The sequence below is a fragment of the Streptomyces sp. MS06 genome (assembly GCF_047200655.1).
Classification (GTDB): domain Bacteria; phylum Actinomycetota; class Actinomycetes; order Streptomycetales; family Streptomycetaceae; genus Streptomyces.
Genome location: NZ_JBJZOJ010000049.1, coordinates 36,286 through 59,726 on the forward strand (window position 1 = coordinate 36,286; position 23,441 = coordinate 59,726).

Consider the following 23,441-nt stretch of genomic DNA (forward strand, 5'->3'; position numbering starts at 1 on the left):
CGGCCGCAGCAGCGGGCGGCCCGCCGGCCCGCCCGCTGCTGCGGGCACGCTAGGAGCGGATGAAGGCGAGGATGTCGGGGTTGAGGACGTCCGGGTGGGTCGACAGCATCCCGTGCGGATAGCCCTCGTAGGTCTTCAGGGTGCCGTTGCTCAGCAGTTCGGCGGACTTCGGCCCGGAGTCGGCGTAGGGCACGACCTGGTCGTCCGTCCCGTGCATCACGAGCACCGGCACGTCGATCTTCCTGAGGTCCTCGGTGAAGTCGGTCTCCGAGAACGCCTTGATGCACTCGTAGTGCGCGTTGGCGGCGCCCGTCATGCCCTGCAGCCACCAGCGGTCGATCAGGCCCTGGGACACCTCGGCGCCGGGCCGGTTGAAGCCGTAGAAGGGTCCGGTCGGCACGTCGATGTAGAACTGGGCGCGGTTGGCGGCCAGGGCGGCGCGGAAGCCGTCGAACACCTCGAGGGGGGTGCCTTCCGGGTTGCCCTCCTTCTGCACCATGACGGGCGGTACGGCGGCGACGAGGACGGCCTTGGCGACGCGGCCCGGCGCGGCCCGCGCGACGTACCGGGCGACTTCGCCGCCCCCGGTGGAGTGCCCGACGTGCACTGCTCCCCTCAGGTCCAGGGCGTCGGTCAGCGCGTTCACGTCGGCGGCGTAGGTGTCCATCTCGTGGCCGGACGCGGGCTGGCCGGAGCGGCCGTGCCCCCGGCGGTCGTGTGCGACGACGCGGAAGCCCTCGGCCAGGAAGTACAGCAGCTGGGCGTCCCAGTCGTCGGAGCTGAGGGGCCAGCCGTGGTGGAAGACGATCGGCTGCGCGTCGCGCGGGCCCCAGTCCTTGTAGAAGATCTCGGTGCCGTCAGAGGTGGTCACCGTGCTCATGTCGGTCCTCCGGGAAGGCGAAGCGGGGGTCGGCCACGGGTCGGTCACCCGGGCGCCGGGCCCCGGGACGCGGGACGGACCGCGGAGCGGGGCCCCGGGATCCGCCGCGTGCACCGCGCTCGTGGGACGGTCTGCGGGCGCATGGCCGGCTTTCAAGCTACTTGCCCCCCGGCGGGCACGCATTCCAGGACGAAGGCCGCGGACAGGGGGCGCATGACGGTCCAGTGCACGGGGCACGTGACGGCCGGGCGCACGGGGCACCTGACGGCCGGACGCACCGGGCACCTGACGGGGCCGGACGCACCGGTCAGGTGACAGCCGGGCGCACAAGGCACGTGACGGACCGGGCGCCAGCCGCCTCCGGACGAGGCACGGCGACAACGGCGGTCCGTCGGCGGAGCGTGCACGGAAGCCGTCACGCCTGGACTCCGGTACCGCCCGCTTGCCGGTACCGCCCGCTGGCGGGCGGTACCGGGACCGGTGTTGCCGGGATCAGTCCCGGGCGAGCCCCAGGCGTGCCCGCAGGCCGCCGCCGCCCGCGGCCCGCTCGTCGGCGGCCACCGCGGCCGCACCCGAGGTCACCGTCTCGTACACGGAGAGGATGTCCGCGCCGACGGTGGACCAGTCGAAGCGGCGCACGTGCACCCGGCCGCGCTCGCTCAGCTCCGCCCGGCGCGCCGGATCCCCGAGCAGGCGTACGGCCGCCTCGGCCAGCGCGTCGGCGTCCTCGTTGGCGAAGAGCTCGCCCGCCGCACCCCCGTCGAGCACCTGGGCGAAGGCGTCGAGGTCGGAGGCGAGCACGGGGGCGCCCGCCGACATCGCCTCGACCAGGATGATCCCGAAGCTCTCCCCTCCGGTGTTGGGGGCGACGTACAGGTCGACGCTGCTCAGCAGCCGCGCCTTGTCCTCGTCGCTGATCATGCCGAGGAACTCCACCCGCGAGCGGTACTCGGCGGGCAGCGACTGCACCGCCTCCTCCTCGTCACCGCGCCCGGCCACCAGCAGCCGGGTCCCCGGCCGGGCGGCGAGGATCCTCGGCAGGGCCCGCATCAGCACCGGAAGGCCCTTGCGGGGTTCGTCGATCCGCCCGATGAAGCCGATGGTCCCGCCCGGCTCCGGATCGGCGCCGCCGGCGGGGTCCGGGGCCGGCGCCGACTGCCACTCCGGCCGGGGTTCGGCCCCGGCGAAGAAACCGACGTCCACCCCGTTGGGGATGACCACGGCGTCGCCGCCCAGGTGCTCGACCAGGGTGCGGCGGGCGTACTCGCTGACCGCGATCCGGGCGCTGATCTTCTCCAGCGCGGCCTGGAGGATCGCATAGGCGGCGATCATGGCCCGGGAGCGCGGGTTGGAGGTGTGGAAGGTCGCCACGATCGGGCCCTGCGCCGCCCAGCAGGCCAGCAGGCCCAGCGAGGGCGAGGTCGGCTCGTGGATGTGGATGACGTCGAAGGCGCCCTCGTGCAGCCAGCGGCGTACCCGCGCGGCGCTGAGGAAGCCGAAGTTGAGCCGGGCCACGGACCCGTTGTACGGCACCGGCACCGCGCGGCCCGCGGAGACGACGTACGGCGGCAGCGGGGTGTCGTCGTCGGCGGGTGCCAGCACGGACACCTCGTGGCCCTGACGGATGAAGTACGCGGCCAGGTCGCGGATGTGGAACTGGACCCCGCCGGGCACGTCCCAGGAGTACGGGCAGACGATGCCGATCCTCACGCGGACCCCTTCGTCTGCTCCCCGGCCGGATCCCGCGCGGGATCCAGGTCGGCGAGCCACAACCGCTGCAGCATGTGCCAGTCCTCCGGATGGTCTGCGATGCCGGTGGCGAAGGCGTCGGCCAGCGCCTGTGTCATGACAGACGCCTTCTCGGCCCGGCTACCTGACCCGGGGACCTCGATCGGCGGATGGACCCGGCCCCGCATCACGGGCGAGTCGTCGAACCAGAGGGTCACCGGAAGCAGCAGGGCGCCCGTCTGCTGGGCCAGCAGGGCCGGTCCGGCGGGCATCCGGGCGGTGTCGCCGAAGAAGTCCACGGCCACGCCGGAGGCGGACAGGTCGCGGTCGGCGACCAGGCACACCAGGCCGCCGTCGCGCAGTCGCCGCGCCAGCGTGCCGAAGGCGGCGCCGCCGCTGTGCGGGAGGACCTCCATGCCGAGTCCGCTGCGGTAGGCGACGAAGCGGTCGTACAGCGACTCGGGCTTCAGCCGCTCCTGGACGGTGGTGAAGGGCGTGCCCAGCTCGGTGGTCACCCAGGCGCCCGCCAGGTCCCAGTTGGCCAGGTGGGGCAGGGCGAGGATGACGCCCTTGCCGGCGGCGAGGCCGTCGGTCAGGTAGTGCACGTCCTTCGGGGCGAAGCCCGATCTGATCCGGTCGGTGCTCCAGGCAGGCAGCCGGAACGACTCCATCCAGTACCGCATGTAGGACCGCATGCCCGCCCGGGACAGCTCGGCGAGCCGTTCCGGGCCCGCGTCGGGCACCACCCGCGCGTAGTTGCACTCCAGCCGCCGCACCCCCTTGCCGCGGCGTTTCCAGGCGAGGTCGGCGAGGGTGCGGCCCAGGCGCACGGCGGCCGGCTCGGGGAGCTTCTTCACCGTGCCCCAGCCGATGCCGTACAGCGCGTCGGTCACGCGCTCCGCGGCACTCACGTCGCCGCCTCCCTGCCCTGCGCCTCGGGCCGGGCGGCCGCGGCGGCGTCCGCCTCGGCCGCCTCCCTGCGGACCGTGACCACCCGCTGCACCAGCGTGACCAGGCTGCCGACGGCGACGATCCACAGGGCGACGGGCAGCAGGTACTGGATGCCCGGCACCCCGAACTTGTGCAGACCCGCGAAGCCGGCCGCCACCAGGGAGATCACCAGCCGTTCGGCACGCTCCACCAGCCCGTTGACGGCGACCGGCAACCCGATCGACTCTCCGCGCGCCTTGGTGTAGGAGACCACCTGGCCGCTGGCCAGGCAGAAGATCGACACCGCGCAGAGCAGGTTGTCGTCGCCGCTGCCCGCGTACCAGAGCGCGAAGCCGCCGAAGACGGCCCCGTCGGCGACCCGGTCGAGCGTGGAGTCCAGGAAGGCCCCCCAGCGGCTGGAGCGCCCGAGCTGGCGCGCCATGTTCCCGTCGACCAGGTCCGAGAACACGAACAGCGTGATCACGACCGTTCCCCAGAAGAACTCCCCCCGGGGGTAGAAGACCAGCGCGCCGGCCATCACGCCGGCGGTGCCGAGGAGCGTCACCGTGTCCGGGCTGACGCCCCGGCGGATGAGAAACGCGGCGAACGGTGTGAGAACACGCGTGAAGAATGCACGCGCGTACTTGTTCAGCATGGCCTTCCCGACGGTCGGTGTGGCGCCGCGGCCCGTGCTGGCCGCCGGCTGGCCCATCGTAGCCACGCGTGCGCCCGCGCGACGGCGGGGCACCCGGACACCCGTGTCAGCGGCCTCCTGCCCGCCCGGCGGCCGGTGCGGGCAGCGGCCGCCGGACGGTGCGGGCACCGCGATCACGCCCGCCGTATGGACGAGCCGTGACGGGAGTGGAAAGCTCGAATAACCGCGGGCGTCGCCGGAGCCGCCGCCGAGGGGCGCCCCCCGGACGGAGTCCGGGCCGGCCCCGCGCGTCCGCGCCCACAGTGACCTCACCGTGCACGGGAGGCAGGATCATGGGCGACAAGACGCAGACACACCCCGGGGCCGCCGGCAGGGCAGTGGCGGCCGACCACCCCGCGTCCATACGGAATGTGGTGCTGGTCGGCCACTCCGGATCGGGCAAGACGACGCTGGTGGAGGCCCTCGCGCTCACCGCGGGGGCGGTCAAGCGGGCGGGCCGGGTGGAGGACGGCGGGACCGTCTCGGACTACGACGGCATCGAGCACCGGCAGCACCGTTCGGTGCAGCTCTCCCTGGTGCCGGTGGAACGGGACGGTATCAAGGTCAATGTGCTCGACACCCCCGGATACGCCGACTTCGTCGGGGAGCTCAGGGCCGGTCTGCGCGCGGCGGACGCGGCCCTCTTCGTCGTCTCGGCCGCCGACGGCGTGGACGGGTCGACCCGCATGGTGTGGGAGGAGTGCGCCGCGGTCGGGATGCCGCGCGCCATCGTCGTCACGCATCTGGACGCCGCCCGGGCGGACTTCGAGGAGATGACCCGGGTGTGCGCGGAGGCCTTCGGCGGCGACGACCCCGACGCCGTGCTGCCGCTGTACCTGCCCGTGCACGGCACGCGGCAGGGCGACGGGCACGCGCCGGTGACCGGGCTGATCGGCCTGCTGTCGCAGCGGCTGTACGACTACTCCGGCGGCGAGCGCGAGGAGTCCGCTCCGGGCCCCGACCGGCTCCCGCTGATCGAGGAGGCCCGCAACCGGCTCATCGAGGGGATCATCGCCGAGAGCGAGGACGAGACCCTGATGGACCGCTACCTCGGCGGCGAGGAGATCAGCGTCGGGACGCTGGTGGAGGACCTGGAGCGGGCCGTGGCGCGCGGCACCTTCTTCCCCGTGCTGGCCGCCGCTCCCGCGGCCGAGGGCGCCCGCCAGGGCCTCGGCACGGTGGAACTGCTGGAACTGGTCACCGGTGGGTTCCCCACCCCGCTGGAGCACCCGGTGCCGGGGGTCACCACCATCGACGGGAAGCCGCGCGAACTCGCCCCGTGCGACCCGGACGGCCCGCTCGCCGCCGAGGTGGTGAAGACGTCCTCCGACCCGTACGTCGGCCGGATCTCCCTGGTCCGCGTCTTCTCCGGCACCCTGCGGCCCGACAGCACCGTGCACGTCTCCGGGCACGGCATGACCGACCGCGGGCACGAGGACCACGACGTCGACGAACGCGTCGGCGCGCTCTCCATGCCGTTCGGCAAGCAGCAGCGCCCGGTGACGCACGCCGTGGCTGGCGATCTGGTGTGCGTGGCCAAGCTGGGCCGGGCCGAGACCGGCGACACGCTGTCCGCGAAGGAGGATCCGCTGCTGCTGGAGCCGTGGCAGATGCCCGACCCGCTGCTGCCGCTCGCCATCCAGGCGCACAGCAAGCCGGACGAGGACAAGCTCTCGCACGGCCTGGCCCGGCTGGTCGCGGAGGACCCGACGATGCGGCTGGAGCAGAACCAGGACACCCACCAGGTCGTGCTGTGGTGCCTGGGCGAGGCCCACGCGGACGTCGCGCTGGAGCGGCTGCGCAGCCGCTACGGCGTCCAGGTCGACATCGTCCCGCACCGGGTGCCGCTGCGGGAGACCTTCGCCAGCCGGTCCGCCGGACGCGGCCGGCACGTCAAGCAGTCCGGCGGGCACGGCCAGTACGCCATCTGCGAGATCGAGGTCGAGCCGCTGCCGGGCGGCTCCGGCATCGAGTTCGTGGACAAGGTGGTCGGCGGGGCGGTGCCCCGGCAGTTCGTCCCGTCGGTCGAGAAGGGGGTGCGCGCGCAGTCCGCGAAGGGGGTGGCCGACGGGTACCCGCTGATCGACGTCCGGGTGACGCTCCTGGACGGCAAGGCGCACTCGGTGGACTCCTCGGACGCCGCCTTCCAGACCGCCGGTGCACTCGCCCTGCGGGAGGCGGCCGCGGACGCGGGGATCCACCTGCTGGAACCGGTGGCCGAGGTGAGCGTGCTGGTCGGCGACGACTACGTGGGTGCCGTGATGAGCGATCTGTCCGGGCGGCGCGGCCGGGTCCAGGGCACCGAGCAGACACCCGGCGGGCGCACGCTCGTACGGGCCGAGGTGCCCGAGATCGAGATCGGCCGGTACGCCGTCGACCTGCGCTCCCTGTCGCACGGCACCGCCCGCTTCAGCCGCCGCTACGTGCGGCACGAGCCGATGCCGGCGCAGATCGCGGACCGGATCCGCGCCCAGGCGCAGGAGGCCTGACGCGCGCCGGACCGGGCGGGCCCCGTCCGGTCCGGCCCCGGTGCGGTGCACCCGCCGCCCGCGGCCGGCGGGTGCGGCCGGGACCGCTTCGGCCGTCCGCCGACGGACGGCGGCGAGTGCGGATACGCTGAATACCTGATCAACAGGTGTGCGCCAAAAGGAAGTCGGGAAGGCCGCAGGAGCGACCGTGCGGCTACCGGGGGGTGGGAATGACCGTTGACAGCGGCTACGCGGACATCTTCGGACCACAGGTTCCGCGTACCGGGAACGAGGGCCAGACGGCGACCTTCGCGCTGGCCTCGGCCGCGTACCGGGACAGCCCGGTGGAGGAGATCAAGAAGGCCGACAACGAATGGCACCAGACCGCGGTGGACACCGGCCGGTCCTGGGGCAGGATCTTCCGGCCGAACCTCGGCGAGGCCTTCTGCCGCGCGGTGGTCGACCGGATGCTGGGCGAGGGCCGCAAGCCGCTCATCCAGTCCTTCGGCACCGAGCCGCACGTGGTGGTCGAGCACTGCCTGGCGGCGAACAACATCCGCCGGGAGCGCGACAACCGGCTCGCCGCCGTCCTGGTGGTCTGCGGCATGCTCTTCCTGCCGGGATTCCTGGTCTGGCTGCTGGTCTTCCAGATCCGCATGACGATCGACAGGCGTGACGACCGGCGGGCCTCCACGCTCGCCACCGCCCTGCTCCTCGGCGTCGGCGCGCTCGCGGTGGTCTTCCTGATCCGGATGCCGCTCACCGGTTTCTGGGCGTGGTACGCGCGGGCCTCGGTGCTCATGCCGGTGATCGGCTGGTTCTGGGCCCGGCGGATCTGCGAGAACACCGCGAAGGACCTGAGGGCGCGCTGGGACAACCTCCTGTCGGGCAGCAGCGTCGGCGCGAAGGTGCCCGAGGCGGTGCCGACCAGCCCGCGGGAGACCGCGGCCGAGCAGTTGCGCCAGGCTCTGGCCCGGCTGAGCGCGGAACAGCAGTCCAACTCCGTCTTCTACGCCGGGCCCAAGGGCGTCCTCGGCCTGGGCACCCGCTGGGGGGCCTGGCAGCTCGCCGAGAACCTGGTGCCGGTCGACCCGGACCGGGACATCAACCCGTTCCGCAGCTGGGACGTCGTACGCGCCATCCACGACCGGTTGAGCCTGCTGGAGCGCGGCCCGCTGAACACCGGCGGCTTCCCCAAGCCGACGTTGCGGCACTGGATCGTCAGCCCGGTCGGGGAGAACGCCACGGCGGTGTCCCGCCCCGAGGGGACCGACGTGGAGGACTACCAGGTCAAGCCGCACGCGATACAGGACATCTGCAACAAGCAGCAGTTCGGCGCCGGCGACCGGCACTATCTCGGAGTGCAGTGGACGCTCTGGGACGGCCAACTGGTCATCACCATGATGATCACGGTCACGGTGCTGCACGAGACGCTGCGCATCGAGGTCACCGGCCATGCGCTCGGGCCGGTCAACCCGCTGTTCACCAGCAAGCCGTCGGCGCCGACGAAGGAGGTCACCAAGTCGTTCAAACCGTGGGAGACCCGCACGGTGAACCTGCCGCTGGTCACCACGGACGAGGTGGTCCGGCTCACCGTGCGCGCACCGCTGACCTGGTATCCCCCGCTGCTGAACTGGCTCGGCGGCTCGATGTCGCTGCCGGAGCCGTTCGGCCTGCGGCACGCGTGGGCGGACCAGCCCTGGCGGCACCGCTTCATGGCCGACGACGCGCTGCGCGCGGCCACCCCGGTACTGCGCGTGGTGCACGCGGCGGCGATGAGGGTGCTGGAGGAGAACGGCGTGGACACCGAGAAGTTCGGCTCCCGCTCGGCGGCCCTCAGCACGGCCGTGCAGGACCCGACCCCCCGCAAGGCGGACGTCTACGACGCCTGACCGGCGGGCGCGGGGAGGGACGTCCCGGCCGGGGCGTCCCTCCCCGCGGCTCACTCCGGCCAGGCGTCCGCCAGCATCGTGCGGGTGTCCGCGAGCAGTTGCGGCAGCACCCGGGTGTGGCCGACCACCGGCATGAAGTTCGTGTCGCCGCCCCAGCGCGGGACGATGTGCTGGTGCAGGTGCGCGGCGATGCCGGCGCCGGCGACCGCGCCCTGGTTCATCCCGATGTTGAATCCCTGGGCGCCGGACGCCGTGCGCAGCGCCGTCATGGCCTGCTTGGTCAGCTCGCCGAGTTCGGCGGTCTCCGCGACGGTGAGGTCGGTGTAGTCGGCGACGTGGCGGTAGGGCACCGTCATCAGGTGGCCGCCGTTGTAGGGGTACAGGTTGAGCACGGCGTACACCCGTTCCCCCCGCCTGACGACCAGGCCGTCCTCGTCGGACTTGGCCGGGATCGAGCAGAAGGGGCAGCCGTCCTCGGCGCCCGGGCCGCTCGGCTTGTTCTCGCCCTGGATGTAGGCCATCCGGTGGGGCGTCCACAGACGCTGGAACGCGTCCCGCGTTCCCACTCCGATCTGCTGCTCCGGCTCACTCGTCATGCGTGCAGCATATGGCGTCGCCCGTTCGCGGCGTGTCGCCGGGGCGGAGGAGACGGGGGCCGGGGCGAAGCTGGGCCGGTGGACGACGACAGCCGGCCGGCCCGCTGGGAGCGGCGCACCGAGGTTCCGCTGGGTGCCGCGTCGCTGGTGTTCCTCGCCGCGTACGCGGTCCGGGTGCTCGGGCAGGGGTTGTGGGACGTCTGGCGGGACCTGTGCCTGGCGCTGGTCCTGGGTTGCTGGGCGCTGTTCGCCGCGGACTACGCGGTGCGCTGGCGGCTCAGCGGCCAGGGTGCGCGCTTCGTGCGCACGCACTGGCTGGACACCGTGGTGGTGGCCCTGCCGCTGCTGCGCCCGGTGCGGATCGTGAAGGTGTACGAGGCGGTGCAGCGGCGGCACGGGCGTTCTCGGCTCTCCCTGCACGCCCGGGTGATGGCCTACGCGGGACTGGCCACCTCGCTGCTCGGTTTCGCGGGCGCGCTGGCCGTGTTCCAGCAGGAGCGGGGTGCCCCGGGCGCGACCATCCGCACCTTCGGCGACGCCCTGTGGTGGACCTGCGCGACCTTCGCCACGGTCGGTTACGGGGACGTCGTGCCGGTCACGCCGGCGGGCCGGCTGATCGCGGTCCTGATGATGGGCGTCGGTCTGGCCCTGCTCGGCGCCGTGACCGGTACCTTCGCCTCCTGGCTGCTCCAGGTCTTCGCGCGGGAGGGCGGCGAGCGGCCCCCGGGGAGCTGAGTCGCCGGGGGCCGCCCGGCCACCGCCGGCGCCGGCGGCGGCCGGGCGGGCCGCCCGCGCGGACGCGCGCGGGGTCACCGCCCTCGCGGCCCGGCGGTCACGCCTCGGCGCGGCGCTCCACCATCTCGAGCAGTTCGGCGATCGCCTCGTCCCGCGGGATGCCGTTCTTCTGCGATCCGTCGCGGAAGCGGAAGGACACGGTGCTGTTGGCCATGTCCTCGTCGCCGACGATCACCATCACCGGGACCTTCTGCTTCTGGGCGTTCCGGATCTTCTTCTGCATGCGGTCGGAGGAGGAGTCGACCTCGACCCGCAGCCCCTTCCTCCGTGCGGCGGCCGTCCACTCCTGGAGGTATTCGACGTGCGCGTCCCCGATCGGGATACCGGTCGCCTGGACCGGCGCCAGCCAGGCGGGGAACGCGCCCGCGTAGTGCTCCAGCAGCACCGCGAAGAACCGTTCGATGGAACCGAACAGCGCGCGGTGGATCATGACCGGGCGCTGCTTGGTGCCGTCGGCCGCGGTGTACTCCAGGTCGAACCGCTCGGGCAGGTTGAAGTCGAGCTGGATGGTCGACATCTGCCAGGTGCGGCCGATGGCGTCCTTGGCCTGCACGGAGATCTTCGGCCCGTAGAAGGCGGCGCCGCCCGGGTCGGGGACCAGCGGGAGGCCCTGCTGCTCGGCGACCTGCCGGAGGGTGTCGGTGGCCTCCTCCCACGCCGCGTCGGAGCCGACGAACTTCTCCGGGTCCTTGGTGGACAGCTCCAGGTAGAAGTCGGTCAGGCCGTAGTCCCGGAGCAGTCCGAGGACGAAGGTGAGGGTCCGGTCGAGTTCCTCGGCCATCTGCTCGCGGGTGCAGTAGATGTGCGCGTCGTCCTGGGTGAAGCCGCGGGCCCGGGTCAGGCCGTGCACGACGCCCGACTTCTCGTACCGGTACACCGTCCCGAACTCAAAGAGCCGCAGCGGCAGTTCGCGGTAGGACCGCCCGCGCGCGTCGAAGATCAGGTTGTGCATCGGGCAGTTCATGGGCTTGAGGTAGTAGTCCACGCCCTCGTCGAGCTGCATGGGCGGGTACATGCCGTCGGCGTACCAGTCCAGGTGGCCCGAGGTCTCGAAGAGCTTCCCCTTCGTCGCGTGCGGGGTGTAGACGAACTCGTAGCCCTCCTCCTCGTGGCGGCGGCGCGAGTAGTCCTCCATCACCCGGCGCACGATGCCGCCCTTGGGGTGGAAGACGGCGAGACCCGAACCGATCTGCTCGGGGACGGAGAACAGGTCCAGCTCGTGGCCCAGTTTCCGGTGGTCGCGCTTCTCCGCCTCGGCGAGGAAGTCCAGGTGCTGCTTCAGCTCGTCCTTCGACGGCCAGGCGGTGCCGTAGATGCGCTGCAGCTGCTTGTTCTTCTCGCTGCCCCGCCAGTACGCGGAGGCGTTGCGCATCAGCTTGAAGGCCGGGATGTGCCGGGTGGTGGGCAGGTGCGGGCCGCGGCACAGGTCCCGCCAGCACAGCTCGCCGGTCCTGGCGTCCAGGTTGTCGTAGATCGTCAGTTCGCCGGCGCCGACCTCGACGTCCGCGCCGTCGTCGCTGGAGGCCGCGCCCTTCAGGCCGATCAGCTCCAGCTTGTACGGCTCGTCCGCCAGTTCCTCGCGGGCGTCCTCGTCGGTGGTGACGCGGCGGGAGAACCGCTGTCCCCGCTTCTGGATCTCCTGCATCTTCTTCTCGATGCGCTTGAGGTCGTCGGGGTGGAACGGCTCCGCGACGTCGAAGTCGTAGTAGAAGCCGTCCTTGACCGGCGGGCCGATGCCCAGCTTGGCCTCGGGGAACAGCTCCTGCACCGCCTGCGCCATCACGTGCGCGGTGGAGTGGCGGAGGATGTCGAGGCCGTCCGGGGAGGAGATCTCCACCGGCTCCACGACGTCGCCCTCGGCGAGCGGGTACGCGAGGTCCTTCAGGTCGCCGCCCACGCGTGCGGCCACGACCGGGCGCTCGCCGGCGAAGAGGTCGGCGGCCGTAGTGCCCGTCGTCACCACGCGCTCGTCCCGCTCGGAATCGCGTTGGATGATCACACGGACGTCTGACACCGGTCTCTCCTGACTGCAGGTGGGGTCGCGGCGCCATACCGGAGCGCGCGCACGGGTATGGATCGTACCGACCCGGGGGCGCCGACCGCTAAACGGTTACCGCAGGCCCGGCGACCGCCACGCTCAGTCGCAGTCCCCGCCGCACGCCTCCTCGAAGGAGGCGGTGATCTCCGCGGTCTCCTGGAGCGACTTCACGAGCCGGTCCCGCTCCGCCTCGTCGACCTGGACGGGGACGACTCCGCCCGCGGCGGTGAGCCTGCGGAAGCCGCCCCGGCTCTCCAGCCGGCCCTCCACCCGTACCGGCATCCCGACCAGGTGGGCGTGGCCGGCGATGCGGTAGTCGTCCTCCTCCAGGGTGAGCCGGACGTGCGGTACCTCCGCCCCGGCGAGCACGCGCAGTCGGACGCTGCCCGCGCCGCGCGGCTCCAGCCGGCGCATCCGCACGACGGTGCCGGTGACGCGGACCGGCACGGAGGGCTCCCGGCTGAGGTAGCGTGCCCCGGCCTCGCGCAGCGCGGGCAGGTCGCCGGGCGAGAACTCGACGGGTTCGACGGTGGCCGCGCACCCCTCGGGCACACCGGCGGCGGGAGCCCACGCGACGGCGATCCGGGCACCCTCGGTGCCGCGGACGAGGCCGACCAGCGCGTCGGTGAGCTCGCGGCTGACGCCCGCCTCGACGGCGCCGTCGAAGGCGTCCATGCGGCCGGCGGCCCGCCGGTAGTCGACGGCCTCGCGCACTGCGTACAGGGCGTGGTGGAGCCGCACCGCCAGCGGACGGCCGACGTCGACGGGCAGGAAGGCGGTGACACCGCGGCCGCCGTCCGCGGGGCCGACGAGGACGTGCTCCAGGAGGGCGGCGGCCGGCCCGCGGTGCCGGGCTCCGTGGTAGCCGGCCCGCGCGCGGGTGGCGAGCGCCCCGGCCAGCAGCACATCGCGGGCGGCCGTGCGGAGCTGCTCCTCCGCGGTCCAGGGCGTGGAGCCGGCCGGCCCGCCGGGAACGTCCCGCCGCCAGCGGATCTCGTCGCTGGGGACGGCCAGGGCGAGCAGTACCTCCCGCGCGGAGGGGGTGGAGCTGCGGGCCAGGGCGGCGAGCGCCTCGCCGAGCAGGTCGTCGCTGTCGGGGAAGGCGCGGCTGACCGGCACCAGGAGGCTGGTGCCGGGCGCGGCCCGGCCGGGCGGCACCCAGCGGCCGTAGCGTCCGGCGGCCCCGCCGCGGCGCTGCCAGCCGTGCCGCAGCAGCAGGGCGGCGAGCACTCCGGGGTCCACGTCGCCGGCCCCGCCCGGCCGGTGCCGCGGCGCGGGGTGCGGCGGTACGGGCCGCGGGGGTTCGCCGAGCGGGCGGTGGCTCACGGTCTGCCTCCGGTCCCGACCCTCGTCATGATCTCGCACAGGGCCCGGTCGTCGAAGACGCGCGAGGTCGGTACCCGCACCGTGGTCCGGTACCGGCCGGTGACGGGGTGGCCGGCGAGGTTGACCCAGTAGCAGCAGTGGCGCAGGTCCAGCCGGTCGTGGCCGGCGCGCAGCCACTGCTCCCGGGAGCGCGGCACGATCATGACGACCAGGATCTTGTGCACGGAGACCGGCGTGCGGGCCAGTTTCGCCAGGTGGTCGTTGTCGAGGGTGAAGGAGAACGAGGGACCGGGCGGGTTCGGCGCGACCTGGTAGGTGGCCTTCAGCTGGACCTTGATGGTGACCTCGTCGTCCACGGTGTGGCCCGGTGCGCTGTGGCTGACGTGCCAGTCGATGCCGTTGTCCGGGAACGGCTGGGAGAGCGAGCATCCCGCGGCCGCGGCGACCGCGTGCAGATAGCCGACCTGCAGTGTCTCCATGCAGGCGGTGGTGGCGAGGGTGCCGCGCTGGGGGGCCGTGCGCTCGGGAAGCAGCCCACCCCGCTCGGGCTGCGCTATCGCCATGGCGGACAGCCTTCCGTGCCGGAGGAAACCCCATCAGCGGGTCGCTGAACTGCAAAGACCCGCACTCCTGTTGTGTCCTGGCGGCGTACGGCGCAAACAGCCCGGGTATCACCAAACGGGCAGAGAACGGGGCGTCAGCTGCCGTGTCAGGAAGAGGAGTTGGGTGAGGATGGTGTGCTGGTACGAAGGCCCTCTGGCGGCGTTCGACACGGAGACGACGGGAGTGGACGTCGAGACCGACCGGATCGTGTCGGCCGCGCTCGTCGTCCAGGACGGGCCCGGCTACCGGCCGCGGGTGAGCCGCTGGCTGGTGAACCCCGGGGTGCCGGTGCCGGAGGCGGCGACGGCGGTGCACGGACTGACGGAGGACCACCTGCAGCGCAACGGCCGCTGGCCGGCGCCGGTGATGTACGAGATAGCGGAGCTGCTGGCCGAACAGGCCGCGGCCCGGCGACCGCTGGCGGTGATGAACGCGCCGTTCGATCTCACGCTGCTGGACCGCGAGTTGCGCCGGCACCGCGCCTCGGGGCTGAACCGCTGGTTCGAGACGCATCCGCTGCTGGTCCTGGACCCGCGGGTGCTGGACAAGCACCTGGACCGCTACCGCAAGGGGCGCCGCACGCTCACCGACCTGTGCGCGCACTACGACGTCCCGCTCGACGGGGCGCACGACGCCTCCGCGGACGCGCTCGCCGCGCTGGAGGTGGTCCGCGCGCTCGGCCGGCGTTTCGCCTCCCGCCTGGAGCGCCTCTCCCCCGCCGAACTGCACACCCTCCAGGCGGGCTGGCATGCGGCACAGGCCCGGGGCCTGCAGGCGTGGTTCGCCCGGACGGGTGCGGAGGAGACGGTCGACCCGGCGTGGCCGCTGCGCCCGGTCCTGCCGGCGGCGGCGTAGCGGGCGCTGTTCCGGTCGGCGGCGGCCGCCGCGGCCGGGGTGCAGATCGGCGGCCGGACGGCGGGCGGCGGGTGCGGGCACGCGCCGGGGCGGTGACCGGCGGCGGACATGAGGAAAGCGACGCCGTCCGCTTGCCGCGCGGACGTACGTCGCTCTTCCGGACGTGGGCGATACTGGGTTCGAACCAGTGACCTCTTCGGTGTGAACGAAGCGCTCTCCCACTGAGCTAATCGCCCGGGAACGCACCGAACAATACAGGTCCCCGCGGGCTTCGTTCAAACCGCTCGCAGCCGGGCGGCCAAGCCGCGTTCGCCGGCCCGCATCATCAGCCGGTGGTTGGCCCGGAACAGCGGACGTCCGGGCACGGCGAACCTCCTGAGCAGCGGCTTGTTCACGTCGACGCTCTGCTCGTAGCGGGCGAGGCTGCCGGCGCCGTCGGCGGTCACCGTCCAGCGGGCCCGTCCGGCGATGTCCCCGGACATCGCGGCCTCCAGGACGCCGCCGGCCGCGTCCCGCCGCACCTGGCGCACGGTGAAGGTGAGCGCGTAGGGCAGCGCCGAGCGGACGGTGATGTCGGCGGCGTCGGCGTCCCGGCGGGTGACCCGCCGCACCTGGGGCCACCAGCGGGGATAGTCCTCGACCCGCGCCAGGGCGGCGTACACGGCGGCGGGCGGGGCGGGCAGACGCCACACGCTGAGGAAACGGTAGTGGTTCCGGTCCATGCGGAGAGTGTGCCCGCGCGCGGAGGACTCCTCGCGGGAGGTGAGTACGTTCTGAGTACCCGCGCTCATGCGGCGCACCGTGGCAGGGGCCACACTCGCCGGCATGACGCATCTTCCGCCACCGGCCGAGGAACTGCGGCTCATCGACGCCGAGCTGCGGCAACTCGACGCCCGGCGCTCCCAGTTGCTGGCCAGGCGTACCTGGCTGGTCGGCGCTCTGCAGCCTGCCCGGTCTCCCGGCGGGGCGCCGCCGGCCACGGTACCCCGCCGGGAGACCGGCGCACCGGGTGTGCAGAACGTGCTGCTGATCCTGGGCGGCCTGCTGCTGACGATCGCGGCGGCGGCGTTCACGCTGGTCGGCTGGGGCCATCTGGGCATCGCGGGGCGCTTCGCGGTGCTCGGCGCGGTCACCCTGGGCGCGCTCGCCGCGCCGCTGCCGCTGCTGGGCCGGGGGCTGAGGTCGACGGCGGAGTCGGTGGCCGGGCTCGGGTTGGCGCTGACGGTGCTGGACGCGTACGCGCTGCACGGGGCCGTCCTCCCGGATGCCGGCGGTGCCCGGTACGCGGCGGCCGCGGCGGCGGTGCTGGCGACCGGCTGGGCCGGGTACGGCCGGTTGCCGCGGGCCGCGTCGCTGCGGCTGCCGCGGCCCGCGGCACTGGCGGCCGCGCAGTCGCCGCTGCCGCTGGCCGCGGTGGCGGCCGGGGCCGGGCCGTACGGTCTCGCGACCGCACTGCTGGTGACGGCGCTGGCCGACACCGGTGCGGCGCTGCGGGCGGGCACGGCGCCGGTGCGGGCCACCGCCACCGCCGGCGCCTACGGCTGCGGTGTCTGGGGCGCGGCGACGGCCGGCTGGCTGTGCTGGACGGCCGCCGGTCCGGGCGCCGCCGCCCGTGCGGCGGCGCTCCTGCTGCTGGGGGCGGTGATCGCGCTGGCGGCCGCGTGGCGGGCCGGACCCGAGCAGCATGCCCGCGCACTGGCAGTCGCGGGCGGGCTGCTCGCGGTTGCCGCCGTCGGCGGCGCGGCACGGCCCCGGCTTCCGGACGCGTGGGTGCCGCTGGCCCCTCTGGCGGCCGGTGTCGCGCTGGCGGCGGCGCCCGCCGTGCGACGGCTGCCGGACGCGGTGCGCCGCGGCCTCGCCGGAGCCTCCGCCGCCGTGCAGGCCCTGGCCGTGCTGGGCGCGCTGCCGGTCGTCGCGACCGTGCTGCTGGGCCCGGTGGGCCGGGCGGCGCGGATCTGGAGCGGGGCACCGGGGCACCTGCGCCGGGCGGTGGCCGGTGAGGCGCCGTGGCCGCCCTACGCGCCGACCGTGCCCATCGCCCTGGCGGCCGCCGCCGCGGCGCTGGTCCTGGCTCCCGGTACGCGGGCCCGGTGGCCGTGGGCCCCGGCCGGTGCGGCCGTGCTGGGCTGGGCGGCGCTGCTGGTCCTGCCGGCGGCCCTCGACGTCCCCTACCACCTCGGGCTGGTGATGCTGGGGGCCACGGCCGCGGCTGCGCTGGGGGTGGCCGCCCGGCCGGAGCGGTCCGCGCGGCCGGGGACGCGACCGGCGGAGGGGCCGCGGGCACGACCGCCCGGACCGGAACCGCGCGCAGCGGAGGGGCCGGCCACCGGGGGCGGCCCGCGCACCCTGCCGGTTCCGGCCCCCGGGACGATCGCGGCGGTGCTCGCGCTCCTCACCTCCCTCCCCCTGGTCCTGCTCGCACTGGCCACCCGGCCCACGACGCTCACCGTGCTCGGGATCCTGGCGGTGCTGTGCGCGGCGGCTTCCGCCAGGCCGGGTCCGGCCCCGCTCACCGCCCCGGCCGCGCTCGGCTACTCCACCGGGCTGGCCTGCGCCGCAGGTGCCGCGGCGGGCCTGCCGGCTCCGCATGTCGCGCTGCTGGTGCTGGTGGTGCCCGCGGCGGCCGCGGCGGTCGCCCCGCGGTGCGGGCAGCCGCGTACGGCGGTCGCGGTCGAGGCGGCGGGCGGTGCCGCGGCACTGCTCGCTCTCTGCCTGGCGGTCCCCGACCTTCCGGTGCTGGCGCTGGTGCTGGCGCTGTGCGGGGTGGTCGCCGCCGCAACGGCCGTCCGCCCGGACCGCCGGGCGGCCGGCTACGTCGCCGCCGCCTGCTTCCTGACGGCCGGCTGGATCCGTCTGGCGGCCTGGCAGGTCCCGGTCGTGGAGGCGTACACCCTGCCGGTGACCGTCTCGGCACTGGTGGTCGGCGCCGTGCGCAGGCGCCGGGACCCGCTCGCCTCCTCGTGGACGGCCTACGGTGCCGGGCTCGCCGCCACGCTGCTGCCCAGCCTGGCCGCCGCCTGGGGCGACCCGCACTGGCTGCGTCCCCTGCTGCTGGGCACGGCGGCGCTGGTGCTGACACTGCTGGGCGGCCGGCATCGCCTTCAGGCACCCCTCGTGCTGGGCGGTGCGGTGCTGCTGCTGGACGCGCTGCACGAACTCGCCCCGTACCTGGTGCAGGTCGCCGGAGCGCTGCCCCGCTGGGTGCCGCCCGCGCTCGCCGGACTGCTGCTGCTCGCCGTGGGCGCGACGTACGAGCGGCGACTGAGGGACGTCCGGCGGGTTCGGGAGATCCTCGGCGGGATGACCTGAGCGCCGGGCGTCGCCCACGCTCCTGGCCGGGCGGTGGCAGGGCGGTGGCGGTGCCGTGGCGGGCGCGGTGTGCGGGAGGAGGGAGGGGGCGACCGCGGCGGCGTGCGGGAGGGGGCGACCGGGGCGGTTGCCGGGCCACGGTCCCGCTCGGCGGGCGTCCGGGGGCGGGCGTCCAGACGCCGGGCGGGACCGTGGGAAGCGTCCGTATCGGTTCGGGTCGCCGGGCCGTCGCTCCGTCAGGTCCGTCCGGGAGCAAGCCGAACCGCTCTGCCCGCCGGGCGCCGGAGCCGGGGTACCGGAGCGGGCGGGAGCAGTGTGCCGGCCGTCGCCGGCGCGGGTCCCGTCGGCGGGAAAGCGGCCGGGCCCGCTTTGTCCGCACCGACTCGGGAGTCGCCGTCCGAGAGAACGGATACGGATCGATCGTCCTACTTCCGAAGGAAAGTGACGATGTTTTGGAAAAGCGCCGGGAGAATCATTCCGGTCGCCGGCGGCGCCCGGAACTCCTGCCGGAATGCCTGACGCTCCGGGAAGTCGCCTTCGCCCCGATCTTCGAATACTTCGTCGCGAGGAGCGCACCGTGCCGATCGATCTCCTCGGCCCGCTCCCGGCCCGCCGGGAATGACTGATCGTGACCGTTCCGCGGACGTGCGGGAGGCGGTTCCCGGGGGCGGGCCCTCTTTCGCGGCCGCGTCGGCACCTCGGGACGGAGGCGACCGGAGTAAGCGCTTGCCCGTCCGGGCCCGGGAGGAGGCACGGGTCCGGGGCCACGGGGCGGGGAGGGGCGGGGCACCGGGACGGGTGCGGAAGGCGCCGGTGGACGCGCCAGCGTTCCGGCGTTCCGGGGCGGACCCGGCGCTGCGTCGGGGGACGCGGGCCCGCACGGCCGGGGCTGCGCCGCACGCGCGCGAGCCGGACACCGGGCCGGCCGGCGGGACCGGGAGGATCACGGCGGCGGACCGGCACGGAGGCGGACACGACACCGGCCCACCTGCTCCTCGGCAGGTGGGCCGGTGTTCCGGGTGGGCGATACTGGGTTCGAACCAGTGACCTCTTCGGTGTGAACGAAGCGCTCTCCCACTGAGCTAATCGCCCGGGCGCAGGAAGAAGATTACCCCATGTCAGGGGGTGCCTCCGACCACCCTGCCCGGCCGCAGCCGGGCCCCTCGGGCCCGGCCGGCCGCCGGGGCCTACTGGTTCTCGATCTTCCAGGGCATCACGAAGCCGAACTTCCACAGGTAGATGCCGACGACCACACCGACGATCACCAGGCCGATCGTCGTGAGCACCAGGTTGCGGCGGCGCACCTCGGGGTCGAGGGCGCGCTGTGCGGCCTCGGTGACCTTGCGCTTGGTCCAGCGGAGCACCAGCTGGGCCCAGACGAACTCGGTCGCCCAGATCGCCATGCCGCCGAAGATGACGACCCAGCCGGGCCCGGGCAGCGGCAGCATGACGACGCCGGCGGCGACCACCGCGAGCCCGACGATGAAGACACCGACCTGCCAGCTGAGGTGGAGGGCCCGGCGCTCCTTGACGAACTCCGGCGCGCGCGAGCCGAGCCCCTGTCCGGCCGTCCCCCCGTCCGTCGGCTGTTCGTCCACCGTCACCCCGTCCGCCGTCGCCATGGCCGTCCCGCCAGGCTCGTCACTCCCCGTATTCATAGGCTGAAACCCTACCGGAGGGAAACCAGTCACCGGAATGGGCGAAGGTTCCGAACGCCCACTCGGCCGGAAGAGGTACGTAAAGCCACGCAAAACACTCAGAGGGGTTTACAACGGCACCGTAGGTGGCATGTCGATTTCGCCGACGTGCGAATCCCCGAGCGCACACTGAGCGAAAGGCCCTGGCGCTTATGAACACCACGGTCAGCTGCGAGCTGCACCTGCGCCTCGTTGTGTCGAGCGAGTCCTCCCTGCCTGTCCCCGCAGGCCTGCGGTACGACACGGCCGACCCCTACGCAGTGCACGCCACCTTCCACACCGGAGCCGAGGAGACCGTCGAGTGGGTGTTCGCCCGCGACCTCCTCGCCGAGGGCCTCCACCGGCCCACCGGAACCGGCGACGTCCGAGTCTGGCCGTCGCGCAGCCACGGTCAGGGGGTCGTCTGCATCGCCCTCAGCTCTCCGGAGGGCGAGGCCCTGCTGGAGGCCCCCGCGCGGGCCCTGGAGTCGTTTCTGAAGCGGACCGACGCCGCGGTGCCGCCCGGCACCGAACACCGCCACTTCGATCTCGATCAGGAGCTCTCCCACATCCTCGCGGAGAGTTAGGCAGAGGCCGCCCGAAGCCTCCCGGCGCCGTCCACTCGGGGAGACGGCCCGGACCGGGACAACCGCATACGGCATGTCGTTCGGCGTCGCCTCCGCAGGGGAGTCCCTGCGGAGGCGGCGCCGAACGACGTGCTGCGGGGAGCGGCGACCGGGACGGGAGGAGTGCGGCGACCGGGGTGCCGCGGCGGCCGGACGGGAACCCGGACCGGGCTTCCCGCGTTCCGGCGACGTCCGAGGATCGGAACGCGGCAGGTGCTGTCGGGCTCGGAGCCACTACGATCGGCCACCACCGGCGGGCGCCCGCCCGACCACCAGCCAGGGAGCGAATCGTGCTGATCACCCACGACACCCGGCGTGCGCTCGACGCCGTGGTGGATCTGGTGAACACCGCGCCGGAGGGCGAGACGACGCCGGACGGGCTGCCGGACGTAGCCGCTCTGGCGGATTTCGTACGGAAGCACCAGGTCAGCGATGTCGGCGTGCTGTCGGAGCACGACCTCTCGGCCGTACACCGGATCCGGGCTCGGTTCGCGGCCGTCTTCGCGGCCCCGGACGCCAGGACCGCGGCCGAAATGATCAACGAGATGGTGGCCGCCGCGGGAACCATGCCGCGGCTCACCGACCATGACGGCTACGACTGGCATGTCCACTACTTCGCGCCGGGCGCCTCGGTGGCCGACCACCTGGCGGCGGACTGCGGGATGGCGCTGGCGTTCTTCCTGATGGCCGGGGAGCAGGAGCGGCTGCGGCGCTGCGAGGCACCCGACTGCCGGCACGCCTTCGTCGACCTCTCCCGCAACCGGTCGCGCCGGTACTGCGACAGCCGCACCTGCGGCAACCGTCTGCACGTGGCCGCCTACCGGGCGCGCCGCAAGGAGGCGACGGGCTGAGGCGGCCGCCGTGCCCGCGGAGCCGTCGGCGCATGGCGGGCCGGAGCGGGCCGGCGGAGGGGGCGAGGGCCGGTGGGGCCGGGCGGGATCCACGGCGGGTACGGGAGACGGCGAGCAGGCCCGCGCCGGCCCGGCCCGGGACGCGAGGCGGTCGGGGGGAGCGAGACGAGCGCGGCCGGTGCGAGGCGGTCGCGGCCGGTACGTGCCGGAGGCCGGGGAGCACCGGGAGCAAGGGCCGGGTGCGCGGTTCCGGCGGGGGAGGTGTCCGGGGCGTGTCACCCGGCGGGGTCGCGCCGGGTGACACGGGTATGGCTCACAGCAACAGCAGGTCGTGCAACGAAGCCAAGAGCAGCAGACACCCGATCACCGCAAGGAAGATCATCAGCGGTGGCTGGGAAAGGGCGAAGAGACACCCGCGCGGTTCGTTCTGCGGTGGCGCGGTGTCGCTCTCTGTCGTGTCCAGCATCTCGGGGGCGATGATGGCGCAGCCCGTACGCCCGACGCGCTCAACACGCGAGGAAAAAGCGGGAGTTCGCCGGATTCCGTGACGATCGTTTCACAGGGTGACCACCTCGTTCACACACCGTGATCACTTCGGGTCGGGCCGTGCCGGTCCGTGCCCGCGCGCGTACCGCCCCTGCGGGCGGCTCGTCATATCCCGTGCTTCTTGAGGATGGCCTCGATGTCGGAGAAGTCGTCCCCCGAGCCGCCGCGCGGTGCGGCGGCGGGACGATCCGCCGGGCGCGCGCCGGCGCCGATGCCGGGCGCCGAGGCAGCGGGGGCCTCGGGCGTGGCGGCGGCGCCCCCGGTGGCGGGCGGAGCGGCGCGTCCGGCACGGCGGCGCTCCACGGCGCGGGTGAGTGCGAACAGGCCCCAGGCCCCGCCGAGGACGGCGACCCCCGCCCAGGCGCTGGGGCTGAAGGCGGTGTCGGCGGCCCACCCGATCACCCCGGTCATCACCAGCCCCAGGGGCACGAGGGCGTAGGCGGCGATCCGCGCTGCGGCGAGGAAGCGCTTGCGGTACGCCGTCACGGCGGCGATGCCCAGGCCGGCCGCGGCGACAGCGGAACAGACGGTCTCGGCAATCATCCGGTCCTCCAGGGTCAGGGCCCGGTCGGGCGGTACGGTTCGTCTCTTCCATCCTGCACCGCAAGCACGCCGTCAGGCCACGCTCCGGCGGGAGATCAGGGAGATCTCCGGGACGTCTCGGGGTCCCGTTCCTCCGCGGGTGCCGGTCCGGGGCGAGCCGGGCGGGCCCCCGACCGCCACGGACAGGTCCCCTCGACCGCCGCGGCAGGGTTCTTCCCCCGGCCCGTCCCGGGGGCCGCCGGTGCGGCCGGATTGGGTCCGCTCCGCCCCGGCTGGGAGACTGGGCCCATGAGCGAGCCCTCTCCCCTCTCCCCCGCCGCACCTCCGTCCGGGCCTGTCGTCCTCGAGGTCTGGTGCGAGCTGCAGTGCCCCGACTGCCGTGCCGCCCTCGACGACGTGCGCGCCCTGCGTGCCCGGTACGGAGCCGAACTGGAGTTGCGTCTGCGGCACTTCCCGCTGGAGAAGCACAAGCACTCCTTCGCCGCCGCGCAGGCCGCCGAGGAGGCGGCCGAGCAGGGGCGACTGTGGCCGTACGTGGAGGCGGTGCTCGGGCGGGTCGAGGAGCTGGACCGCCGCGGCGATGCCCTCCTGATCGAGGTGGCCGGCGAACTCGGCCTGAACGCGGAGGAGTTCGATACTGCGCTGATCGACGGCCGGCACATCCTGACGGTCGACGCCGACCAGGCCGAGGGCAAGGCGATCGGCGTGACCGGCACCCCGACGTACGTGGTCGGCGGCGAGCGGCTCGACGGCGGCCGGAGCCAGGAGGGGCTTCGCGCGCGTGTCGAGGCGGTCGTGGACCGGCTGCGGGCGGGGCGGGAGGCCTGACCCGTCCGGGCACCGGCGGGGCCCGTTCGGCGGACCGGGTGCCTGGCGGAGTCGCGGTCCTTCGCGGGGACGGGTGAGCGGGGCCGGTGCGGTCGGGCGCACGGCGGAGGCCGGTGCGGTCGGGCGCACGCCGGAGGCCGGTGCGGTCGGGCGCACGGCGGACGCGGGCGCCGCCCCGGAGCGGCGACTGCCGGCGACGCCGCGGACGGTCGCGCCGGACCCCCTGTGCAGGGCCCGACCCACCGCACCGGGTACGC

General features: G+C 74.1%; 20 protein-coding genes and 2 tRNA genes. 8 read left to right on the forward strand and 14 right to left on the reverse strand.

Going from position 1 to position 23,441, the window contains the following annotated elements:
- Nucleotides 1-49 precede the first annotated feature (49 nt).
- From ACL02U_RS23900 to pgsA, 4 genes are all read right to left on the reverse strand, one after another.
- On the reverse strand, nt 50-880 hold the full coding sequence (locus ACL02U_RS23900) for an alpha/beta fold hydrolase (RefSeq protein WP_412792965.1): 831 nt from the start codon (nt 878-880) through the stop codon (nt 50-52).
- Between the two features lie 492 nt (nt 881-1,372).
- A complete protein-coding gene (locus tag ACL02U_RS23905) occupies nt 1,373-2,590 on the reverse strand; it encodes a glycosyltransferase family 4 protein (protein WP_412792966.1) in 1,218 nt (405 codons plus the stop codon).
- Nucleotides 2,587-3,519: a phosphatidylinositol mannoside acyltransferase gene (locus tag ACL02U_RS23910; RefSeq protein ID WP_412792967.1), complete on the reverse strand. Its 933-nt coding sequence runs from the start codon at nt 3,517-3,519 to the stop codon at nt 2,587-2,589. Before ACL02U_RS23910 ends, ACL02U_RS23905 begins: the two co-directional genes overlap by 4 nt.
- Nucleotides 3,516-4,250, reverse strand: a complete 735-nt coding sequence (pgsA, locus tag ACL02U_RS23915; protein ID WP_412792981.1) for a phosphatidylinositol phosphate synthase — start codon at nt 4,248-4,250, stop codon at nt 3,516-3,518. The genes ACL02U_RS23910 and pgsA overlap by 4 nt, the downstream gene beginning before the upstream one ends.
- Nucleotides 4,251-4,525: 275 nt before the next feature.
- On the opposite strand from pgsA, the gene ACL02U_RS23920 reads away from it, so the two are divergent.
- A complete protein-coding gene (locus ACL02U_RS23920; RefSeq protein WP_412792968.1) occupies nt 4,526-6,721 on the forward strand; it encodes an elongation factor G-like protein EF-G2 in 2,196 nt (731 codons plus the stop codon).
- Between the two features lie 209 nt (nt 6,722-6,930).
- Nucleotides 6,931-8,592, forward strand: a complete 1,662-nt coding sequence (locus tag ACL02U_RS23925; protein WP_412792969.1) for a hypothetical protein — start codon at nt 6,931-6,933, stop codon at nt 8,590-8,592.
- 50 nt (nt 8,593-8,642) lie between these two features.
- Here ACL02U_RS23925 and ACL02U_RS23930 read toward each other — a convergent pair whose 3' ends face one another.
- Complete coding sequence (locus ACL02U_RS23930) at nt 8,643-9,188, reverse strand: HIT family protein (protein WP_412792970.1); 546 nt, start codon at nt 9,186-9,188, stop codon at nt 8,643-8,645.
- A 78-nt stretch (nt 9,189-9,266) separates the two neighbouring features.
- On the opposite strand from ACL02U_RS23930, the gene ACL02U_RS23935 reads away from it, so the two are divergent.
- The gene (locus ACL02U_RS23935) at nt 9,267-9,923 is read left to right on the forward strand and encodes a potassium channel family protein (RefSeq protein ID WP_412792971.1); all 657 of its coding nucleotides are present in this window, start codon (nt 9,267-9,269) and stop codon (nt 9,921-9,923) included.
- Between the two features lie 97 nt (nt 9,924-10,020).
- On the opposite strand, the gene thrS is transcribed toward ACL02U_RS23935, so the two are convergent.
- From thrS to ACL02U_RS23950, 3 genes are all read right to left on the reverse strand, one after another.
- Nucleotides 10,021-11,997, reverse strand: coding sequence for a threonine--tRNA ligase (thrS, locus tag ACL02U_RS23940; protein ID WP_412792972.1), 1,977 nt, complete (start codon nt 11,995-11,997; stop codon nt 10,021-10,023).
- A gap of 123 nt (nt 11,998-12,120) precedes the next feature.
- On the reverse strand, nt 12,121-13,347 hold the full coding sequence (locus ACL02U_RS23945) for a hypothetical protein (protein ID WP_412792973.1): 1,227 nt from the start codon (nt 13,345-13,347) through the stop codon (nt 12,121-12,123).
- On the reverse strand, nt 13,344-13,910 hold the full coding sequence (locus ACL02U_RS23950) for a DUF4365 domain-containing protein (RefSeq protein ID WP_412792974.1): 567 nt from the start codon (nt 13,908-13,910) through the stop codon (nt 13,344-13,346). The genes ACL02U_RS23945 and ACL02U_RS23950 overlap by 4 nt, the downstream gene beginning before the upstream one ends.
- 169 nt (nt 13,911-14,079) lie before the next feature.
- On the opposite strand from ACL02U_RS23950, the gene ACL02U_RS23955 reads away from it, so the two are divergent.
- The gene (locus ACL02U_RS23955) at nt 14,080-14,805 is read left to right on the forward strand and encodes a 3'-5' exonuclease (RefSeq protein WP_412792982.1); all 726 of its coding nucleotides are present in this window, start codon (nt 14,080-14,082) and stop codon (nt 14,803-14,805) included.
- A gap of 164 nt (nt 14,806-14,969) precedes the next feature.
- On the opposite strand, the gene ACL02U_RS23960 is transcribed toward ACL02U_RS23955, so the two are convergent.
- Both ACL02U_RS23960 and ACL02U_RS23965 read right to left on the reverse strand, forming a co-directional pair.
- Nucleotides 14,970-15,041 (reverse strand) — tRNA-Val (locus tag ACL02U_RS23960).
- Nucleotides 15,042-15,080: 39 nt separating this feature from the next.
- The gene (locus ACL02U_RS23965; protein WP_412792983.1) at nt 15,081-15,527 is read right to left on the reverse strand and encodes an SRPBCC family protein; all 447 of its coding nucleotides are present in this window, start codon (nt 15,525-15,527) and stop codon (nt 15,081-15,083) included.
- Between the two features lie 103 nt (nt 15,528-15,630).
- Here ACL02U_RS23965 and ACL02U_RS23970 point away from each other — a divergent pair, with 103 nt between their 5' ends.
- Nucleotides 15,631-18,114: an SCO7613 C-terminal domain-containing membrane protein gene (locus ACL02U_RS23970; RefSeq protein WP_412792975.1), complete on the forward strand. Its 2,484-nt coding sequence runs from the start codon at nt 15,631-15,633 to the stop codon at nt 18,112-18,114.
- A gap of 1,020 nt (nt 18,115-19,134) precedes the next feature.
- Here the strand turns inward: ACL02U_RS23970 and ACL02U_RS23975 are convergent.
- Together ACL02U_RS23975 and ACL02U_RS23980 are read right to left on the reverse strand one after the other, a co-directional pair.
- Nucleotides 19,135-19,206: transfer RNA gene (locus ACL02U_RS23975), tRNA-Val, on the reverse strand.
- A gap of 95 nt (nt 19,207-19,301) precedes the next feature.
- Nucleotides 19,302-19,772: a TIGR02611 family protein gene (locus ACL02U_RS23980; RefSeq protein ID WP_412792976.1), complete on the reverse strand. Its 471-nt coding sequence runs from the start codon at nt 19,770-19,772 to the stop codon at nt 19,302-19,304.
- A gap of 191 nt (nt 19,773-19,963) precedes the next feature.
- On the opposite strand from ACL02U_RS23980, the gene ACL02U_RS23985 reads away from it, so the two are divergent.
- A complete protein-coding gene (locus tag ACL02U_RS23985; protein WP_004002642.1) occupies nt 19,964-20,377 on the forward strand; it encodes an SsgA family sporulation/cell division regulator in 414 nt (137 codons plus the stop codon).
- Nucleotides 20,378-20,706: 329 nt separating this feature from the next.
- Nucleotides 20,707-21,267, forward strand: coding sequence for a CGNR zinc finger domain-containing protein (locus tag ACL02U_RS23990; protein ID WP_412792977.1), 561 nt, complete (start codon nt 20,707-20,709; stop codon nt 21,265-21,267).
- A 313-nt stretch (nt 21,268-21,580) separates the two neighbouring features.
- Here the strand turns inward: ACL02U_RS23990 and ACL02U_RS23995 are convergent, their stop codons facing one another.
- A complete protein-coding gene (locus ACL02U_RS23995; protein WP_412792978.1) occupies nt 21,581-21,733 on the reverse strand; it encodes a hypothetical protein in 153 nt (50 codons plus the stop codon).
- A gap of 185 nt (nt 21,734-21,918) precedes the next feature.
- On the reverse strand, nt 21,919-22,356 hold the full coding sequence (locus ACL02U_RS24000; protein ID WP_412792979.1) for a hypothetical protein: 438 nt from the start codon (nt 22,354-22,356) through the stop codon (nt 21,919-21,921).
- A 288-nt stretch (nt 22,357-22,644) separates the two neighbouring features.
- Here ACL02U_RS24000 and ACL02U_RS24005 point away from each other — a divergent pair, with 288 nt between their 5' ends.
- Nucleotides 22,645-23,184 (forward strand): DsbA family protein, encoded by a 540-nt coding sequence (locus ACL02U_RS24005; protein WP_412792980.1) that lies wholly within the window; start codon nt 22,645-22,647, stop codon nt 23,182-23,184.
- The last annotated feature ends 257 nt before the right edge of the window (nt 23,185-23,441 follow it).

Bases quoted from the DNA above. Each gene is read 5' to 3' on its own strand.
- ACL02U_RS23900 (WP_412792965.1), bottom strand. From the start codon at position 880: ATGAGCACGGTGACCACCTCTGACGGCACCGAGATCTTCTACAAGGAC.
- pgsA (WP_412792981.1), bottom strand. From the start codon at position 4,250: ATGGGCCAGCCGGCGGCCAGCACGGGCCGCGGCGCCACACCGACCGTC.
- ACL02U_RS23920 (WP_412792968.1), top strand. From the start codon at position 4,526: ATGGGCGACAAGACGCAGACACACCCCGGGGCCGCCGGCAGGGCAGTG.
- ACL02U_RS23925 (WP_412792969.1), top strand. From the start codon at position 6,931: ATGACCGTTGACAGCGGCTACGCGGACATCTTCGGACCACAGGTTCCG.
- ACL02U_RS23930 (WP_412792970.1), bottom strand. From the start codon at position 9,188: ATGACGAGTGAGCCGGAGCAGCAGATCGGAGTGGGAACGCGGGACGCG.
- ACL02U_RS23950 (WP_412792974.1), bottom strand. From the start codon at position 13,910: ATGGCGATAGCGCAGCCCGAGCGGGGTGGGCTGCTTCCCGAGCGCACG.
- ACL02U_RS23955 (WP_412792982.1), top strand. From the start codon at position 14,080: ATGGTGTGCTGGTACGAAGGCCCTCTGGCGGCGTTCGACACGGAGACG.
- ACL02U_RS23965 (WP_412792983.1), bottom strand. From the start codon at position 15,527: ATGGACCGGAACCACTACCGTTTCCTCAGCGTGTGGCGTCTGCCCGCC.
- ACL02U_RS23970 (WP_412792975.1), top strand. From the start codon at position 15,631: ATGACGCATCTTCCGCCACCGGCCGAGGAACTGCGGCTCATCGACGCC.
- ACL02U_RS23980 (WP_412792976.1), bottom strand. From the start codon at position 19,772: ATGAATACGGGGAGTGACGAGCCTGGCGGGACGGCCATGGCGACGGCG.
- ACL02U_RS23985 (WP_004002642.1), top strand. From the start codon at position 19,964: ATGAACACCACGGTCAGCTGCGAGCTGCACCTGCGCCTCGTTGTGTCG.
- ACL02U_RS23995 (WP_412792978.1), bottom strand. From the start codon at position 21,733: ATGCTGGACACGACAGAGAGCGACACCGCGCCACCGCAGAACGAACCG.
- ACL02U_RS24000 (WP_412792979.1), bottom strand. From the start codon at position 22,356: ATGATTGCCGAGACCGTCTGTTCCGCTGTCGCCGCGGCCGGCCTGGGC.
- ACL02U_RS24005 (WP_412792980.1), top strand. From the start codon at position 22,645: ATGAGCGAGCCCTCTCCCCTCTCCCCCGCCGCACCTCCGTCCGGGCCT.